17 protein-coding genes are annotated in these 16516 nt (G+C 42.6%); 11 read left to right on the top strand and 6 right to left on the bottom strand.

Going from position 1 to position 16516, the window contains the following annotated elements:
• The first annotated feature begins 235 nt into the window (after positions 1 to 235).
• From NWQ57_RS04465 to NWQ57_RS04445, 5 genes are all read left to right on the top strand, one after another.
• The gene (locus NWQ57_RS04465) at positions 236 to 1138 is read left to right on the top strand and encodes a M23 family metallopeptidase (protein WP_306020913.1); all 903 of its coding nucleotides are present in this window, start codon (positions 236 to 238) and stop codon (positions 1136 to 1138) included.
• 143 nt (positions 1139 to 1281) lie between these two features.
• A complete protein-coding gene (gene secA / locus NWQ57_RS04460; protein WP_306020912.1) occupies positions 1282 to 4005 on the top strand; it encodes a preprotein translocase subunit SecA in 2724 nt (907 codons plus the stop codon).
• Between the two features lie 105 nt (positions 4006 to 4110).
• Complete coding sequence (mutT, locus tag NWQ57_RS04455) at positions 4111 to 4500, top strand: 8-oxo-dGTP diphosphatase MutT (protein WP_306020911.1); 390 nt, start codon at positions 4111 to 4113, stop codon at positions 4498 to 4500.
• A 132-nt stretch (positions 4501 to 4632) separates the two neighbouring features.
• The gene (locus NWQ57_RS04450; protein ID WP_306020910.1) at positions 4633 to 5547 is read left to right on the top strand and encodes a M14 family metallocarboxypeptidase; all 915 of its coding nucleotides are present in this window, start codon (positions 4633 to 4635) and stop codon (positions 5545 to 5547) included.
• 34 nt (positions 5548 to 5581) lie between these two features.
• Positions 5582 to 5809, top strand: coding sequence for a hypothetical protein (locus NWQ57_RS04445; protein WP_306020909.1), 228 nt, complete (start codon positions 5582 to 5584; stop codon positions 5807 to 5809).
• On the opposite strand, the gene NWQ57_RS04440 is transcribed toward NWQ57_RS04445, so the two are convergent.
• From NWQ57_RS04440 to NWQ57_RS04425, 4 genes are all read right to left on the bottom strand, one after another.
• Positions 5777 to 6364, bottom strand: a complete 588-nt coding sequence (locus tag NWQ57_RS04440; RefSeq protein WP_306020908.1) for a DUF6436 domain-containing protein — start codon at positions 6362 to 6364, stop codon at positions 5777 to 5779. The genes NWQ57_RS04445 and NWQ57_RS04440 overlap by 33 nt on opposite strands.
• Complete coding sequence (locus NWQ57_RS04435) at positions 6361 to 7842, bottom strand: methyl-accepting chemotaxis protein (protein WP_306020907.1); 1482 nt, start codon at positions 7840 to 7842, stop codon at positions 6361 to 6363. Before NWQ57_RS04435 ends, NWQ57_RS04440 begins: the two co-directional genes overlap by 4 nt.
• 118 nt (positions 7843 to 7960) lie before the next feature.
• Positions 7961 to 8797 (bottom strand): DUF2797 domain-containing protein, encoded by an 837-nt coding sequence (locus tag NWQ57_RS04430; RefSeq protein ID WP_306020906.1) that lies wholly within the window; start codon positions 8795 to 8797, stop codon positions 7961 to 7963.
• A gap of 19 nt (positions 8798 to 8816) precedes the next feature.
• Positions 8817 to 9644 carry a hypothetical protein gene (locus NWQ57_RS04425; RefSeq protein ID WP_306020905.1) on the bottom strand — a complete coding sequence of 276 codons (828 nt, stop codon included), beginning with the start codon at positions 9642 to 9644 and terminating at the stop codon, positions 8817 to 8819.
• 214 nt (positions 9645 to 9858) lie between these two features.
• On the opposite strand from NWQ57_RS04425, the gene NWQ57_RS04420 reads away from it, so the two are divergent.
• Both NWQ57_RS04420 and NWQ57_RS04415 read left to right on the top strand, forming a co-directional pair.
• A complete protein-coding gene (locus tag NWQ57_RS04420) occupies positions 9859 to 10254 on the top strand; it encodes a DUF2177 family protein (RefSeq protein WP_306020904.1) in 396 nt (131 codons plus the stop codon).
• 86 nt (positions 10255 to 10340) lie between these two features.
• Positions 10341 to 10751 (top strand): hypothetical protein, encoded by a 411-nt coding sequence (locus tag NWQ57_RS04415; RefSeq protein WP_306020903.1) that lies wholly within the window; start codon positions 10341 to 10343, stop codon positions 10749 to 10751.
• Here NWQ57_RS04415 and NWQ57_RS04410 read toward each other — a convergent pair.
• Positions 10742 to 11470 (bottom strand): ABC transporter substrate-binding protein, encoded by a 729-nt coding sequence (locus NWQ57_RS04410; RefSeq protein ID WP_306020902.1) that lies wholly within the window; start codon positions 11468 to 11470, stop codon positions 10742 to 10744. The genes NWQ57_RS04415 and NWQ57_RS04410 overlap by 10 nt on opposite strands.
• A gap of 232 nt (positions 11471 to 11702) precedes the next feature.
• Here NWQ57_RS04410 and NWQ57_RS04405 point away from each other — a divergent pair, with 232 nt between their 5' ends.
• The 4 genes from NWQ57_RS04405 (at position 11703) to NWQ57_RS04390 (ending at position 16104) form a co-directional block, all read left to right on the top strand.
• Entirely contained in the window at positions 11703 to 13424 is a 1722-nt protein-coding gene (locus NWQ57_RS04405) for an ABC transporter transmembrane domain-containing protein (RefSeq protein WP_372340887.1), read from the top strand.
• A gap of 59 nt (positions 13425 to 13483) precedes the next feature.
• Complete coding sequence (gene def / locus NWQ57_RS04400) at positions 13484 to 14014, top strand: peptide deformylase (protein ID WP_306020900.1); 531 nt, start codon at positions 13484 to 13486, stop codon at positions 14012 to 14014.
• Positions 14015 to 14034: 20 nt separating this feature from the next.
• Positions 14035 to 14736, top strand: a complete 702-nt coding sequence (locus NWQ57_RS04395; protein WP_306020899.1) for a phosphatase PAP2 family protein — start codon at positions 14035 to 14037, stop codon at positions 14734 to 14736.
• A gap of 123 nt (positions 14737 to 14859) precedes the next feature.
• Positions 14860 to 16104: a lytic murein transglycosylase gene (locus NWQ57_RS04390; RefSeq protein WP_306020898.1), complete on the top strand. Its 1245-nt coding sequence runs from the start codon at positions 14860 to 14862 to the stop codon at positions 16102 to 16104.
• A 157-nt stretch (positions 16105 to 16261) separates the two neighbouring features.
• Here NWQ57_RS04390 and NWQ57_RS04385 read toward each other — a convergent pair.
• Positions 16262 to 16516 (bottom strand): hypothetical protein (locus tag NWQ57_RS04385; protein ID WP_306020897.1); only part of this gene is annotated, 255 nt, incomplete at its 5' end.

Below are 16516 nucleotides of genomic sequence, written 5' to 3'. Positions count from 1 at the left end.
AAATGCCGCAGCTTTGCGGCATTTTTGCTTTTAGCCACGTTTCTTTTTTCAAGTTTTGAACTATTAAAAGCTTGTGGTAATCTCAGCCAAGAACATGAAGGTTGAAATAGCTTGCCTAACTGCAAATCACTGGCTCTGACCGCGTGTTAGAGTGGAGTCTTAAGTCGGGAAATATTCGCATAACAGTATTAGTGCCAACAGTGGTGATACTGCAGTACAGAGGTCAATTTAAATAATGAATATCACTTTGCTTGTTAAAAGCGAGAAAACACGACTTAAAATTAGCATTGATAAACAAAAAATACTTATCGCCCTGTTACTGATCAGTGGCGTGTTTTTGATATCAAGTCGCTCTACTCAAAGTATTGACGAAAAAGTAGATCGCATAAATTATGCGAAAGCGGGTTTTGAGCAACAACAAAAAGAAGTCACCGAGTTAAAAAATACCGCAGAGCAACAACTTATCAGCATGACAATGAAGTTGGCTGAAATGCAGAGTCATCTTTTACGTCTAAATGCGCTAGGCGCTCGCTTAGTTGAAGAGGCGAATCTGAGCCCGCAAGAATTTAGTTTTGCCGAAGGTCCTGCGATGGGCGGTCCAATGGAATCAACAGAACTTGCTATTCCCATTGAAGATAGTTTAATCAATAAAATGGACGGTTTGTTGGCCCAAATTCAACATAAGACTCAACAACTTAATGCCCTTGAATCTATCATGTTGAGTCACCATATCAAGGATGCTAGCAGACTTGCTGGCAGACCCGTTACCTCTGGTTGGTTGTCGTCACATTACGGTGTGCGTAAAGACCCTTTTAATGGCCAAGCTGCGATGCATAAAGGGGTGGATTTTGCCGGTAAAGAAGGTGATGCGGTGCTTGCGACAGCAGCAGGTGTTGTAACATGGGCAGATGAGCGTTACGGCTATGGAAATCTAGTTGAGATAGATCATGGTGAAGGCTTGGTCACTCGTTATGGGCATAACAAGCTTCTTAATGTTAAGATAGGCGATGTGGTTACTAAAGGGCAGATTATTGCCGAAATGGGGAACACGGGCCGTTCAACTGGCGCCCATGTTCACTACGAAGTGTTGCGAAAAGGGCAACATCTTGATCCACTTCCCTACGTTTATCGGGATTAGTGTTGATCAAAAAAGCGTTTATATAGAGCGCGACGTGGAATCATTGATAATCGGCTCCTTGTGAGCCGATTGTTTTATTTTTATCCTGTTAGTTAGTCATTGTGCTAAGTAAAACTAATAATTAGATTGGAAGCTGTAAGTTGATGTTTTCGAGTATTCTCACCAAAATTTTCGGTAGTCGTAATGACCGCATTCTCAAAAAGCTAAATGTGGCTGTTGAGCAAATTAATCAATTAGAAAGCCAATTAGAGGCATTGTCTGATGACGAGTTAAAGGGCAAAACCTCGGAGTTTTCGCAGCGCTTAGTTGATGGTGCAAGTACCGATGACATCTTAGTTGAAGCCTTTGCTGTTGTCAGAGAAGCCAGTAAGCGCGTATTTAACATGCGTCATTTTGATGTGCAAATGTTGGGTGGTCAGGTTTTGCATCAAGGTAAAATAGCCGAAATGCGCACGGGTGAAGGTAAAACACTGACGTCGACCCTACCAACGTATTTAAATGCCGTTAGCAAAAAAGGTGTCCACGTCATTACCGTGAATGACTACCTGGCTAAGCGTGATGCTGAATGGAGTCGTCCCTTATTTGAATTTTTGGGTTTGTCTGTTGGCTGCAATGTGCCCGGCATGAATCATCAACAGAAAAAAGAAGCTTACGCCGCTGATATTACGTACGGAACAAACAACGAATTTGGTTTTGATTATCTGCGTGACAATATGGCGTTTAGTCCTGAAGACAGAGTACAACGTTCTCTGCATTTCGCCGTTATTGATGAAGTTGACTCTATCTTAATTGATGAGGCCAGAACCCCACTGATCATTTCTGGTCAAGCTGAGGACAGCTCAGAGCTTTACCGTAAAATTAATGTGATTATTCCTGAGTTAATCAGACAAGAAAAAGAAGACGAAGAAGGCAAAGAAGGCGAAGGTGATTTCACTATCGATGAAAAATCAAAGCAAATCCACCTAACCGAGAAAGGGCAATTACACGTTGAAGAAATTTTGCAACGTGAGGGTATTTTGCCTGCTGATGAATCTTTATTTGCTGCCGCTAATATATCCTTTTTACATCATGTAAACGCCGCCCTACGTGCCCACAAAATGTTCAGTCGAGACGTAGATTATATCGTCAAAGAGGGGCAAATTGTCATTGTTGACGAGCATACAGGTCGTACAATGGAAGGCCGTCGTTGGTCAGAAGGTTTACACCAAGCGGTTGAAGCAAAAGAAGGGGTTAACATTCAGAATGAAAATCAAACCTTAGCGTCAATTACCTTTCAAAATTATTTCCGTTTGTACGAGAAGTTAGCAGGCATGACAGGTACTGCTGATACTGAAGCCTTTGAATTTCAGTCTATATACGGGTTAGAAACTGTGGTTATCCCTACCAATCAACCGATGGTAAGAAAAGATAAAGCGGATTTGATTTATCTGACAGCAGAAGAGAAGTACGAAGCGATAGTCGAAGACATCAAAGACTGCGTTAAACGCGGTCAACCGGTTTTAGTTGGTACGGTATCCATCGAAAATTCAGAGCTTATTTCGGGTATTTTGAAAAAATCTAAAATCACTCATAAGGTGTTGAACGCAAAATTCCACGAACAAGAAGCGGACATCATTGCTCAGGCCGGTAAGCCGGGTGCCGTTACAATTGCAACCAACATGGCTGGCCGAGGTACGGATATTGTTCTAGGTGGTAATTGGCAGGTTGCGGTTGATAAAATCAATGATCCTAAATTGGGTACGGTTGAAAAAATCAAACAAGAATGGAAAGCTGATCATGAAGCGGTCCTAAAAGCGGGTGGTTTACATATTATTGGTACTGAGCGTCATGAGTCTCGCCGTATCGACAACCAGTTACGAGGCCGTGCTGGTCGACAGGGTGATCCTGGGTCATCGCGTTTTTACCTATCATTAGATGACGCTTTAATGCGCATTTTTGCTTCTGAAAAAATGGGCAATATGATGAAGCGCTTAGGGATGGAACGTGGCGAAGCAATTGAGCATCCTTGGGTGACACGTGCAATCGAAAACGCTCAGCGCAAGGTAGAAGGCCGTAACTTTGATATTCGCAAACAATTACTTGAATACGATGATGTGGCGAACGACCAGCGTAAGGTAATTTACCAGCAACGCAATGAACTCCTAGACGAAGGCGATATCAGCACTACCATCGAGGCCATTCGTGTTGATGTACTCAATGGTGTTATCGATCAATATATTCCACCGCAATCGTTAGACGAAATGTGGGATATCGACGGCCTCGAAGAGCGTTTTAAAAGCGACTTTTTACTTGATTTACCGGTTAAACAATGGCTGGCAGAAGACAATAAGCTGTTTGAAGAAAAACTACGTGAACGCTTAATTGCTGAAGTAGTGGGCGCGTATAAAGCCAAAGAAGAAATCGTTGGTGCGTCGGTGATCCGTCATTTTGAAAAAGCGGTGATGCTACAAAACCTTGATAGCCATTGGAAAGAACATTTGGCTGCAATGGATTACTTGCGTCAAGGTATTCATTTGCGTGGCTTTGCGCAAAAAAATCCAAAACAAGAATACAAACGTGAGTCATTTGAATTGTTTTCACAAATGCTTGAAACCCTCAAAGTAGAAGTCATTACCATTTTGAGCAAAGTACAAGTCAAAGCAGAATCTGAAGTTGAAGCGATGGAAGAAAAACGCCGTATCGCCGAGCAACAACGAGCCAAAAGCTTTGAACATGAATCGCCAAGCGAGGCTAAGGTGCCAGCGCCTGCCCAGGCATCAGCGCCTGCCAGTTCTGGGTTACGCCAAGGGCCTAAAGTGAGTCGTAATGATTTGTGCCCTTGTGGTTCAGGTAAAAAGTACAAACAATGTCACGGTAAATTAAGCTAAATTTCAGTAAAAAGAGAAGTAGTAAGGCTTGATTTTACTGGCAATTGAAATGAAAGAGTCGAACAGCTTGTTCGACTTTTTTGTGACATAAATTTGGAGTTTAAGATGAAAATTGTCGACGTAGCTGTTGGGGTGATCAAACGCCAAGATATGATCTATATCAGCAAGCGCGCTGATAACTTGCATCAAGGTGGTCTGTGGGAATTTCCCGGTGGAAAAAAGGAAGCTCACGAAACCATCGAGGACGCCCTATGCCGAGAACTTCTCGAAGAAGTCAATATTAGCGTATTAGTACAAACGCCCTTGATGGTCATCGAGCACGATTACGGCGATAAAAAAGTAAGATTAGATGTCAGAGTGGTTGAACAATTTAATGGAGAGCCAAGCCCGCAAGAAGGACAGCTGGCTAAGTGGGTTACTATCGCTAACCTACACGATTATGCCTTTCCAGAGGCGAATCTCGCTATCATGGCGAAAGTGGCCGAATTGGTTTAATCATCTGACAACACTGAGTGACACACATAAAGCACTAGCCTGTAGGGGTAAATGCTGCCATTGTGAGTAATTTTGTTTGTCAGATATTCAGTTTTTCCAACCTCAAATTAGCAAAAACGGTGGTATATAACGATGCAATCACAACGTCATTATCCAATTGGTACGCCGGGTAAAAAGTGGGGCGAGGCAGAAAAAAAACAATGGTTGTCAGCGCAAAGTATTAAACGCTCCTATGCAGCTGATGTCCTAGCGGAAATTGAAACAATGCCGCCATTTTTTAAAACCCAACAATATGGTGAATTGGAATATGCGGCAGCAACGTACCCCTTAATTGCCCTTACTAGTTCAGACTGGGACGACAACAAACCAATCGCCTTGATCACAGGTGGCGTGCATGGTTATGAAACGAGTGGGGTGCATGGTGCTTTGCGTTTTGCTCAAACTAAAGCCCTAGATTTTGCTGATGACTTTAATTTTATTATAGTGCCCTGCGTTAGCCCTTGGGGGTATGAAACCATAAACCGGTGGAATCCTTTAGCGATTGACCCTAATCGCTCGTTTTACCCTGATAGTCCCGCGCCGGAAGCTGCAAATTTAATGAGCTTGGTTGAAGACTTAAATATATTGGTTCATATCGACCTCCATGAGACGACTGATACCGACAATTCGGAATTTCGTCCGGCCTTAGCAGCAAGGGATGCCATAGAACAACATAGCTGGGAGATACCAGATGGTTTCTATACGGTAGGAGATAGCAAGAATCCTTGTACAGGCTTTCAAACAGCCATAATAGCCGCGGTAGAGCAAGTCACTCATATCGCCCCCAGCGATGCGAAGGGAATGATCATTGGTGCACCGATGGAGCAAAAAGGCGTGATCAATTATCCCTTAAAACAATTAGGACTGTGCGCAAGTGTAAGTAATGCAGAATTTACCACTACAACCGAAGTGTATCCCGATAGTCCTAAAACCAATCCAGAAAATTGCATATTGGCTCAAGTAGCGGCAATTAGTGGTGGTTTGCGTTTTATCATTGAGCAGTTTTAATCAGGCTGGTGAAAAAATTAAGCGAGGAGAAAGGTTGAGTAACGAATTACATTATCGCTTCAGCAATGGACAAGTGGCTAATCGGTTTTTAAATGAGTTGACTCATTGGTCGTCTTCTTCAGGTCATGTCGTGGTAAAAGCAAAATTAGCTAAAGCCTCTCATACGGTGCAAGTGCGGTATGAATTTGATGGGCGGGGCTTTGACTACACCTGCTCAGAGCTTGATGAACTAGCCGCTAACTATGGTGGCGAAGAGGTGTAAACTCGGTGTGTTTTGCTTGTTTAATGAAGCTAATTGGGGATGGCAGTAACAACCTTTAACATCAGCGTTTATCTGAGAGCCGAGGTAATCCACTTGGCTCATATTACTTATTTGCTGAGATAGACTGTTATTGGTTAGACAGCCAAGTCCTACAGAATAAGGGCCTAAATAGAGTAATTGTTCATTGTCATTAAATACCGCCACAGCTGGTGTAGCAGGAACAAATTCAGCCAGTTGGGGCATAAGCTTTAAATCAATTAATTCGTTTTGAAATCCCAGATTTGCAAGGCTCTGACTGAGTTCTTGGCTGTGATTTTCAGCCAACGCTTCACAAATACAGTCATCAGCCCTGATATGAAAGACCCTATTTGCCAGATTAGGTGAGACAGTTTTGAGGGTCTTGGTTAATTGAGGCTCAAACTCTGCCTCTAAACTTTTCATGACTAAGGTCTGTTCAGGATCGAAAAGGCTCAGTTTGGCTGCATCTGTTACTTTCAGTAGGGCAAAAACAACAGCCAACCAAATAACTAAGCCAAACCAAAGCCTTAATTTCATACTTTAAATTGACCTATTTGCTTAAGTAAAGTCACACACATATCGTGCAAACTACTGACTTCTTGTTTCACAGAGTTCATATACTCAGATTCTTCTTTCGACAAACCATCAAGTTGTTGAGCGGCATCAGAAATAGTGGTGGATAAACTGTATTGTTGTTTTGACGCGGTCGCTATTTGACGAACGTTAGTGCTTACTTCACCAATAGCTTGCACGATTTCATGCATGACTTTGACGTTTTTAGAGGATTCAGCCACCGAGCTGTCAACCATGGTTACGCAGTCGTTCATTTGCGTGACTGAGTTACTTGCACTGCTAATTAACGTTGCTGTGATGGTCTCTATTTCTTCAGCACTCATTTTTGATTTAATCGCCAATTGGCGTACTTCGTCTGCAACCACAGCAAATCCTCGACCGTGTTCACCGGCTCTTGCTGATTCAATGGCGGCATTCAAGGCCAAAAGATTGGTCTGTTCAGCAACGGTTTTTATGGACTGCATTACTGTTGAAATGTTTTGACACTTCTCACTCAGTTCCTGAATAGCGCGAGAGGCTAAGGTTAAGGTATCTCTAAGGGTTTCGATACCTTTGCCAGATTGAACCACATTTTTAGCGGTATTTGAGGTTTTAGATTCAGCTTCAGAGCTCAACGTATTGGCATGCTCTGACAAAGAGGTAATCGCATTGACCGCTGAAACAATTTCCTCAATCGACTGATTAATACTGCTAACTTGTTTTACCCTTATTTCGTAAGAAGCAGCGAGTTTCAACGAAGATGTTTGGACTTTGTCGGTAATATCTACCGCACTTTCGCTCAACTCTCTCGATTGACTCACTAATACTTTGATAGCGTGAATGAGTGCATTGAACTCTTTTAGCTCATCATCGTTTTGCATGTCGATATGGGTAAAGTCGAGGTGATGTTTGTCTTGCATAATGGCACTTACATTTTTAGCTAGGGAGAATGACGAGCGACCCTCTGCATGGTTTTTCATGGCCATAAACATCAAAACACCACCTTCGATTAGGGCGAATACCGCATGGATAATCAATATATGAAACTGCAAACTGCTCTGTTCAAAAACATAAACGCCCGCATCGTTTATTTGTAGTACATAAAATAAAATATGATGCACCGCGACCACCGCGGTACTCGAAGCAATCACTTTCCAATCACGGTAAAAAGATAAAATGGCGAGGATAGCAAATATCTCGAAATGCATTTCAGTCATACCAAAGGTCTGTTGAATATGCAGCGCAGTAAAAAGTTGTACACCGATACCAACGGCATGACGACTAATTGCTTCAGCGGGAAATTTAAAACTTAAGTACAGAGGAACAACGAGAATCAAGGTACCAATAAGCAGTGGCTCTAGCCAACTCCCATAAAATACAGCAATCCCAATGGACGTTAACCACTGAATAACTAAAACGTACCGAAAGGTTTGATGGGCTTGCGAAATCCAAGGGTATAACATAGATATCTTCTCCATTTTTAAACATAATCCAAGACTCACAGGAGTCAGAATGACGATTTTTTAATTGGTAATGAAACTACTTAAGGGTATCGGCACAGTATCCGCTTGCCTTGATTAATTATTCCGTCGTAATAGATACTTCATACCCACTGTATTTTCGCATGTTAATAACTCGGTCATTATCGAGTAACCAATACTGACCTTTAATACCCTGTAATATTCCACTAAAGGTCATCTCTTTATCGAGATTGATGGATTTTATTTTTTCGGGGTAATGCTCAACAGGATAATCAATTGCTACCTCAGGTGTCTCAATAAACTGGATGGCCTGAAAACCAAACTCTTGTTGAATTTCATCTAACTCAGGTTCTACTTTTGTTAATAATAGTTGTTTGAGAGCCTGTAAATCGACTTTTTCAGGCTTACCTTTTAACATGGTACGCCAATTGGTTTTATCTGCGATATGTGGCTTAAACGCGCTCTCAACTAGGCCACTAATTAACCGGTTTTGAACCCGCAAAATGGCTTGCGCCTGACTGGCTCCTTGATCAATCCAGCGACTTGAGACCCCGTCAGTGACATGCCGTGTTATGCCTACTTTTACCGTGCCAGTATTAGCCAAATAAACAAAATGGTCTTGTAAACAATTAGCTTCTCCCCAAGCCGGTTCTCGGCATGTGCCTGCGTCATAATGACACAACTCTGGCTTAATAATGCAGCTATCACATTGAGCCAGTTTGGTCAGGCAGCGATAACAATAGCCTTGATTAAAACTGGTTTTAGTTTTTGTTCCGCAATGCACACAAAGAATAATTCCTGAGTAGTTCAATGAAATTGTTTTGCCGATAAGCGGGTTCATATCAATATGTGAATCACCAATAGGCAAAACATATTGAGCCGGTGATGATGAACGAGCCGAGGCTCGCATTTTGTGAATAATCCCATTAAATTGCATTACTACTCTCTAGGCAAAACTACTTTATTAGGCTGCTAAATGTATCACAGCTGTAGGGTGAATTCTCTTTCGGATCGTGCGCTAAAACATCCTTAGCGCCAAATGTTGTTACTGCAAATAGGTAAAAATCAGCAATAGATTTGGGTAATTTCGCGGCAAGTAACATCTGGTAAAATAGTTCATCTACCTCTTGTTTCGCAAGGGGAATGCTATCTAAATACTGGTATAAGGCGTCATGAATTAAACTAGCATGCAGGGCGATTTGCCAAAATACAGTTTTTTCAACTCGTATACCCTGAGGTGTAAGCATATTAATGGCATGTTCTTTATGCCACCAATCAGGTGTGCCAATTAATGCAAACCAATAAAACAAGCGTTTAGGCGTGCAGCCGTCCCAGGCATAAGTGCGTGGGGCCTCTAGTTGATAACTTACCGTCTTGGTTTCCCTTACTAGAGTATTGTGTCCTGGGTTAACGATAATGAGTCCGTTGTGGATCACTAGCCAGTCACTGTAAAAATATTTGTTTAGGGACAACGAGGTTTCATACACCAAAGGATAATCAATATAATTGATCCAAGGGCCTTCTCTGTCTCGACTGGCAAAGCCCCATTTTTCTAGTTCTTTCGTTTTGGCTCGAAGAGCTCTTTTTTCTCGTGTTTCCCACCCGATGTGTCTGGGGATATAAAATCCTAAACACAAAATAATACCTAAAATAACAAATGTCAGAATTAAACTAGGGTAGTTAAAAAGTAAAAATAAAATAATCAGCACACCAATAAAAAACAGTAGGCGGAGGATTTTATCTATGCGCTTGACGAGGTGGATATGATTGGTTGGTCTGTCCATGATAACTCCAACATAATTACTTGCACAAAATAAAAGTATAGAGGGCTATGATGAAAAAAGCACCGCACTGCGATCCTGTTTTTCTGGATTGATAAACCATTCGTGACTCAGCTGACTTTTGGGGTGTATCCATAGCTTAAGATGCTTTATGCTACTTTTTTCACGTTTGCTGCAAGGCAGTATGCCAGTGATTTGCAATTTGGAGCTTCGCCTTATGTTAAAGAAAATCTGCCTAACATACTTAAGCGTTTTGTTGGCGTTACTGATGCTCGATGGTTTATGGTTGGGCTGGCTTGCTAAAGATACCTATCAGCAACAAATTGGTTTTTTAATGCGCCAAGAAATGCCAGTGTGGCCGTGGGTCGTTTTTTATGTACTTTATTCTGCCAGTATTGTTTATTTGGCCATTGTGTCTTCTGACAAACTTATTCAAGGCCTCAGTAAAGGCTTTGTGCTAGGACTAAGCGCTTATGGTGCTTATAACCTGACTAATTACACGCTGATTGAGAGCTGGCCTCTTGCCATCACCTTACAAGATTGGGCATGGGGTTGTACCGTTACATCCATCACTGCATTGGTAGGTATGTGGGTGTGGTTACGATGCAAATAAACGTACAAATATCGTAACAATTTGCGTATTTTTTTGGGCAAATAGCTGTGTTAGCCTTGTCCCCCTTCAATATCGCAGTAGCCAAGATGAGAACAAACGACCAATATTCATTTCAAGAGCACGGTAGTTTTACTATTGAAATTAAAGACAAAACGATTGAAGTCTGTGCCTTTGGTGCATGGAATGAAAAAACCTCTGAGCTTTTCAAAGAACAATATTTACGCCAAGCTCAGTGCTTGACTGCAGAACCTTGGGCGTGTTTGCTCAATTTAACAGACTGGGAATTAGGCACGGGCGAAATTTTAAGGGTGGGGCAAGATTTAAACGCATGGTCTTATGCACACAATCAGCGCTTTAGCGCCATCGTTAGTAGCTTAGCTTTGCACCGACACTTAATTGAAAAAATACAAGAGCCCACTAAAAGTATTCAGCATCAATATTTTACCCAAAGCCAAGCGGCAAAAGATTGGCTTAGATCACTCAATCTCTACTCCTGATTAAGGGTTGATATAGCCACTTGCAATCTACTTAATAAGCTAGGGTCGATATTCCTATTTGCTGCTAGATAAGCGGTAATTTCAAGTTCTGGAATATAACTAATGAACTGGACACTGTCTAAGGGATGATTCAAGCGCTGTAGCATATCGTCTATCAAATCCACTGATTCGATAATCAAATCTACATTTTTATTGATTAACAATTGCCATGAACAACCAATATCTGCGCAAGTGATAAAGTGTTTATCTTCAATAAAGCCTTGTTTTATTAGCCATAAATGCGAAATGTCGTCTCGTTGCACCACAATACGATATTGTTTAGCCTCTGCAAGCTCATTTAACACAATATCTTTTCTATCTTGCAAACTGACCCAGCCAAATTTGTACTGGGCAACGGGAGCTAACCAATAAAATAATGGGGCGCGTTCCTCGGTTTTTGCCATAGAATAAATCAGGGTGTTAGGCTCATTACTGGCTTTACGGTAGGCACGTGCCCAAGGGTAAATATCAATGGGAGCCTTAACATTGGCTTGTTGTAGTATCGCCTGTACTTTTTGGGTCGCAAGGCCGCTGACCTGCTCATTCTCGATAATTTGATGAGGAGGAGAAAACTCGGTGACAATTTTTAGCGGGGCTGTTTGTGCTCTGCTGGTGAGTGTGAACATAAGCAGAATAAGGTACAAAAATAAACAAACGCGTTGATGTCGGTTTAGGTGCATAGAAGTCCATATTTACTGCTGAGCAATAGCGCCATCATAATTAAATCGACAATAATTTCCAAAACTTACTTTGCATTTAAGGATAACATTGCTGCCATTGAAACAACTTGAAGCATTTAAATCACGGTATCTGGCATCTATTTAACTTCAAGCGTCGTTAAACTCGGTAGACTAGGTTTAATTCAATTTTGGTAACATAATTTCTGTGAAAAAACATACAACTAAAACATTGATGGCGTGGCTTTTTGGCCAATTAAAACCCTATAAATTACAGGTGGCCTGGGCCATGTTAGCGCTAATTGTTGGGGCAATGTCGTGGTTAGTGTTGGGGCAGGGTGTAAAGTACGTGGTCGACCAAGGTTTTGTCGCCAACAATGCACAACGTTTAAACGAACTGGTTCTATTGGTGTTAGGGATCGGTTTAATTGGCAGCGTGGCTACCTATTTTAGATTTTATTACATGATTTGGTTGGGTGAGCGTGTTAGCGCTGATATTCGGCAAAATGTGTATTCACACCTATTAACATTGTCACCTGCTTTTTTTGCTGAAACTCGCACCGGCGAAGTTATCTCGCGCTTTACCTCTGATACCACGGTTCTGCAATCAGTGGTTGGAATGGGACTATCAATGGCCTTAAGGGCAACCGTTACCTTTATTGGTTCGCTCATTTTGATGATGTTAACCAGTCCCATGTTAACCCTTTATGTCTTGATTGCGGTGCCTATAGTGCTGCTACCGATTCGAATTTTTGGCGCTAAAGTGCGGATTTACGCGCGTAACAGTCAAGACCGAGTGGCCGATGTGGGTGCCTATATCGATGAAAGTTTGCACGAAATTCAAACCGTTCAAGCTTACACCCATGAATCCATCGATAAACAACGCTTTTTTAGTCGTATAGATGGCGTAATGGACGCTGCCAGAAAACGCATTCAATTTAGAGCGCTGATGATCGCGACTATTATGGGCATCAGTTTGTTTGCTATCACCCTCGTGGCTTGGTTAGGTGCTCAATTAGTCTTAAATAGCGAGCTAACCGCAGGTGAGTTAACCGCCTTTATGTTTTATGCCGTGATGGCGGGTGGCAGTGTCGCGACCATTAGCGAAGTGATAGGTGAAATTCAGAAGGCCGCCGGAGCCAGTGAACGTTTGATGGAACTGTTGCACACGAAAAGTACGGTACAAACTCAAGATAAACCTGTGCTTCTTCCACAAAAAGTGAAGGGCGAACTTAGCCTCAACCACATCTCATTTTATTATCCTGTGGCTGATCATGTGCCGGTTTTAAAGGATATTACTCTGCATATCAAATCCGGCGAGCGTATCGCCTTAGTTGGGCCAAGTGGTGCAGGTAAGTCAACCTTGTTTCAATTACTGTTACGTTTTTATGATGTGCAAGAAGGCGATATCATCCTCGATGGTCAGCCCATTGCTCAGCTTAACATTCAGCAGCTCAGGCAACAATTTGCTTTGGTGTCACAAGAATCGGTTATTTTCGCGTGTAGTGTATTTGACAACATTGCTTATGGACGACCATCGGCGAGTTATGAGGCGGTTATTGCTGCCGCTAAAGCGGCTCGGGCCGATGAATTTGTTTGTGAATTCAGTGAAGCCTATGACACGCAGTTGGGTGAACGAGGTGTGCGCTTATCTGGTGGTCAAAAACAACGAATAGCCATTGCACGAGCGATTTTGGCTGACCGACCTGTGCTGCTACTAGACGAGGCCACTAGTGCACTTGATGCGGGTAATGAGGTTAAGGTGAAACAGGCTCTTGATGAACTAATGAAAGATAAAACCACCATTATTATTGCTCATCGACTTTCTACGGTTATTAATGCCGACCGCATTATTGTGATGGAAAAGGGACGGATAATCGCTTCGGGCACCCATCAAGAACTCATGGTAGCGAATCCTTTATACCGTGAACTAGCAGAGCTGCAATTGATTAGTTAATATTTTAGTTACTGGCAAGTCAACCGAAGACTGCGTTTTGTTTTAAGAAGAGATAATTCATGAAAATAGCCCAAATCGGTGAAGCCATTCTTCGCACCCCGGCTCGTAAGGTGACAACAGATGAGCTTGGCGGGGCAGAGCTCAAACTGTTTGCTGATGCCATGCTCAATAGCATGTTAGAGGCCAATGGCATTGGTATTGCTGCCCCACAAGTGTTTGACCCAAGAGCAATCATGATTATTGCCTCACGGCCTAATGTGCGTTATCCCAATGCACCACAAATGGATCCCGTTCTATTAATCAATCCCATTATATTAAAGCAAAGTGAGAACAAAGTATGGGAGTGGGAGGGATGCTTGTCTGTCCCTGCGCTACGAGGCAAAATTGAGCGGCCAGACTGGGTTGAAATTGTTTATCAAACCATCGATGGTGGTGAGCACAAGGCGCGTTTTGAAGGCTTTGTTGCTAGAGTGTTTTTACATGAATATGATCACTTAATTGGTCTCACCTGGTTAGACCATATTCAATCTAATGCCCACATTATGGCGAATGAGGTATGGTTACATGCCTTGGAGCAAGGCGCTCTGTAACATAAAGTCTAAGGAACAGCGTGAAAGTAACAAACTCGAATTTTTTCTCCTCTGCTCTAGCGAAACCAACAAGCTTGATGTGGTTAGGCTTAGGTGCCGTATTAGCCATACTTTTTATTGAGCTGGCCTTGCGTGTCTTAGCTGGCGATACCATGGCATTTGATCGCAATATTATATTAGCGATGCGCAACCCTGCTGATTTATCTGATCCACTTGGACCCTATTGGTTTGAAGAGTTAATGCGCGACATCACCGCGCTTGGAGGTACCGGTATTCTGAGTTTCATTACTTTATTTACCGTCATGTACCTGTATTTGCAAAAACATCGACACATGGCGTTTTTGGTCGCTGTGATGATTGTGTCGGGCATGATATGTAGCAGCCTGTTAAAATATGGTTTTTCTCGGCCTCGACCAGACTTAGTTCCTCATGGTAGTTATGTGTACACCAGTAGTTTCCCCAGTGGACATTCTATGATGTCGGCCTTGGTGTATATTACTCTTGCGGCGATTTATGCTCGTAGTCAGTTTAGGCGAAGCCTAAAGTTACTCATCATGGCCAGTGCGCTGTTGGTGGTTGCTTCAATTGGCTTAAGTCGTGTGTATCTTGGCGTCCATTGGCCAAGTGATGTACTAGCAGGTTGGTGTGCAGGAAGTATATGGGCGCTAATGAGTTATCGTTTAGTCAGGTACGGACAAAAACGGGGTAAATTGACCTTTTAGCCTGACTACCTAAATCCGCTGTTTGCAGCGGTGCAGGCGGGTAACACTTTATTTCAATTATCCTGCTGCTTATTTTCATCGCTTTCGTTAGCATGTTTTTATTATTTTTTGAGTAAGGTGCTTATGCCATTGTTTCCTTCGCTTCACCGTATTATTCCGTACAGTACCTTTTTGTTGTGCTTTATTGCCACGCCCTTATTGGCGCAAGAGCCCGTAAGCAGCAATCAACCTGAAACACCAGTTGAACCGCAAAGCTTTGCACAATGTGTGGTGGGTTTGCAGCAACGGGCTCTAAAGTCAGGCATTTCAGCCAATACCGTAGAGCAGGTTTTGGGGCAAGCGCGCCATCTGGCGAAAATTTTGGAATATGACCGCAATCAACCTGAATTTGTGCAAACCTTTCCTGGCTATTATTCTGCTCGTGTTAATGACTGGCGCATTAACAAAGGGCGAGAAATGCTGGCTAAACACCGAGATTTTTTAGCCAAGCTAAGTAAAGAATATGGTGTTCCAGGTCATTATTTAGTCGCTTTTTGGGGCTTAGAAACCAATTTTGGCAATTACAAAGGCAAAATGCCAATCATCGATTCATTAGCCACCTTAGCCTGTGATGAACGTCGAAGTCAGTATTTTTCAGCGGAGTTATTACAAGCCTTACGCTTGTTAGAACGAGAACAGCTAAATGTCATTGACATGGTTGGCTCGTGGGCGGGGGCAATGGGGCACACGCAGTTTATGCCCACCGCATACCTCACCTATGCCCGTGACGGTGACGGTGACGGTAAAATGGATTTATGGAGCAGTGAGTTAGATGCTCTCGCATCTGCCGCTAACTTTTTAAAAGCGTTAGGTTGGCAAGCTGGGTACCGCTGGGGTAGGGAAGTACAACTGCCAGCCAACTTTGACTATCAGCTAGCGGGTAAAAGCAAGCCTCAACCATTATCATTTTGGCGTGAGCAAGGCTTAAGCACAACGGCGAATAAACAACTTGAAAACAGTGACCTTGCCGCAGCCTTGTTAATCCCTGCGGGACATGAAGGCCCTGCCTTTTTAGCTTACCAAAACTTTAAGGTCATCTTACGTTGGAATAATTCTGAATATTACGGTATTGCAGTGGGTCAACTTGCTGATCAAATTGCTGGTGGTGCTGGTTTGTCAAAACCGTTGCCTGACCTACCAAAATATACCTTGGCGCAGATGCAGCAGTTTCAACAAAAGCTTAATGAGCTGGGCTTTGATGTTGGCAAGCCTGACGGCATTTTGGGGCCAGCGACACGAACAGGCGTTCGCGCTTTCCAAAGTGCTAAAAACTTAATTGCTGATGGTTATCCAAGTAAAGAAACCGTGGAATTGGCCCTACAAATGTAAGGCTACAGTAGGCTGTGCGGCCTTGTAGGTCACAATGCTTGTATTCAAGCCGCATCATCACTACCTTTTTACTATCTTACGGATGAAATATCTTGTGGGATGATAATCACAAACTCAGTGGTCATAAGATCCTGCGCTCGCTTTTAGAGCTAAAGCGTTATCGTCCAAGCCGAAGCCCCCAGAAATACACAAACGTTACTTTTGGACTCAAAGTTATTTCGTTGAGACAATTGGCAATGCCAATGAATAAACGATGAGAAAGTAAGTCCAGAACCAATTGATTGAGCTTGATAGCCAAGAAGAGAACACTAGGGCGTGTTGGAGCTATTTTAAAACTCGGTCGCTTACGGCTGATTCTTTTAACAAATATTTTTTGTTTTAGATCAATTAAACACTCAGTAAATATAGGATC

This window comes from Paraglaciecola sp. (genome assembly GCF_030730205.1).
GTDB lineage: Bacteria > Pseudomonadota > Gammaproteobacteria > Enterobacterales > Alteromonadaceae > Paraglaciecola.
Note: the sequence above shows the minus strand (reverse complement) of the source record. Positions and strands in the feature narration are given on the sequence as shown.

Excerpts from the sequence above, each read along its gene's own strand:
- def (WP_306020900.1), top strand. The coding sequence starts at position 13,484 with ATGAAAATAGCCCAAATCGGTGAAGCCATTCTTCGCACCCCGGCTCGT.
- mutT (WP_306020911.1), top strand. The coding sequence starts at position 4,111 with ATGAAAATTGTCGACGTAGCTGTTGGGGTGATCAAACGCCAAGATATG.
- NWQ57_RS04415 (WP_306020903.1), top strand. The coding sequence starts at position 10,341 with ATGAGAACAAACGACCAATATTCATTTCAAGAGCACGGTAGTTTTACT.
- NWQ57_RS04405 (WP_372340887.1), top strand. The coding sequence starts at position 11,703 with ATGGCGTGGCTTTTTGGCCAATTAAAACCCTATAAATTACAGGTGGCC.
- NWQ57_RS04440 (WP_306020908.1), bottom strand. The coding sequence starts at position 6,364 with ATGAAATTAAGGCTTTGGTTTGGCTTAGTTATTTGGTTGGCTGTTGTT.
- secA (WP_306020912.1), top strand. The coding sequence starts at position 1,282 with ATGTTTTCGAGTATTCTCACCAAAATTTTCGGTAGTCGTAATGACCGC.
- NWQ57_RS04450 (WP_306020910.1), top strand. The coding sequence starts at position 4,633 with ATGCAATCACAACGTCATTATCCAATTGGTACGCCGGGTAAAAAGTGG.
- NWQ57_RS04430 (WP_306020906.1), bottom strand. The coding sequence starts at position 8,797 with ATGCAATTTAATGGGATTATTCACAAAATGCGAGCCTCGGCTCGTTCA.
- NWQ57_RS04435 (WP_306020907.1), bottom strand. The coding sequence starts at position 7,842 with ATGTTATACCCTTGGATTTCGCAAGCCCATCAAACCTTTCGGTACGTT.
- NWQ57_RS04410 (WP_306020902.1), bottom strand. The coding sequence starts at position 11,470 with ATGCACCTAAACCGACATCAACGCGTTTGTTTATTTTTGTACCTTATT.
- NWQ57_RS04390 (WP_306020898.1), top strand. The coding sequence starts at position 14,860 with ATGCCATTGTTTCCTTCGCTTCACCGTATTATTCCGTACAGTACCTTT.
- NWQ57_RS04420 (WP_306020904.1), top strand. The coding sequence starts at position 9,859 with ATGTTAAAGAAAATCTGCCTAACATACTTAAGCGTTTTGTTGGCGTTA.
- NWQ57_RS04465 (WP_306020913.1), top strand. The coding sequence starts at position 236 with ATGAATATCACTTTGCTTGTTAAAAGCGAGAAAACACGACTTAAAATT.
- NWQ57_RS04425 (WP_306020905.1), bottom strand. The coding sequence starts at position 9,644 with ATGGACAGACCAACCAATCATATCCACCTCGTCAAGCGCATAGATAAA.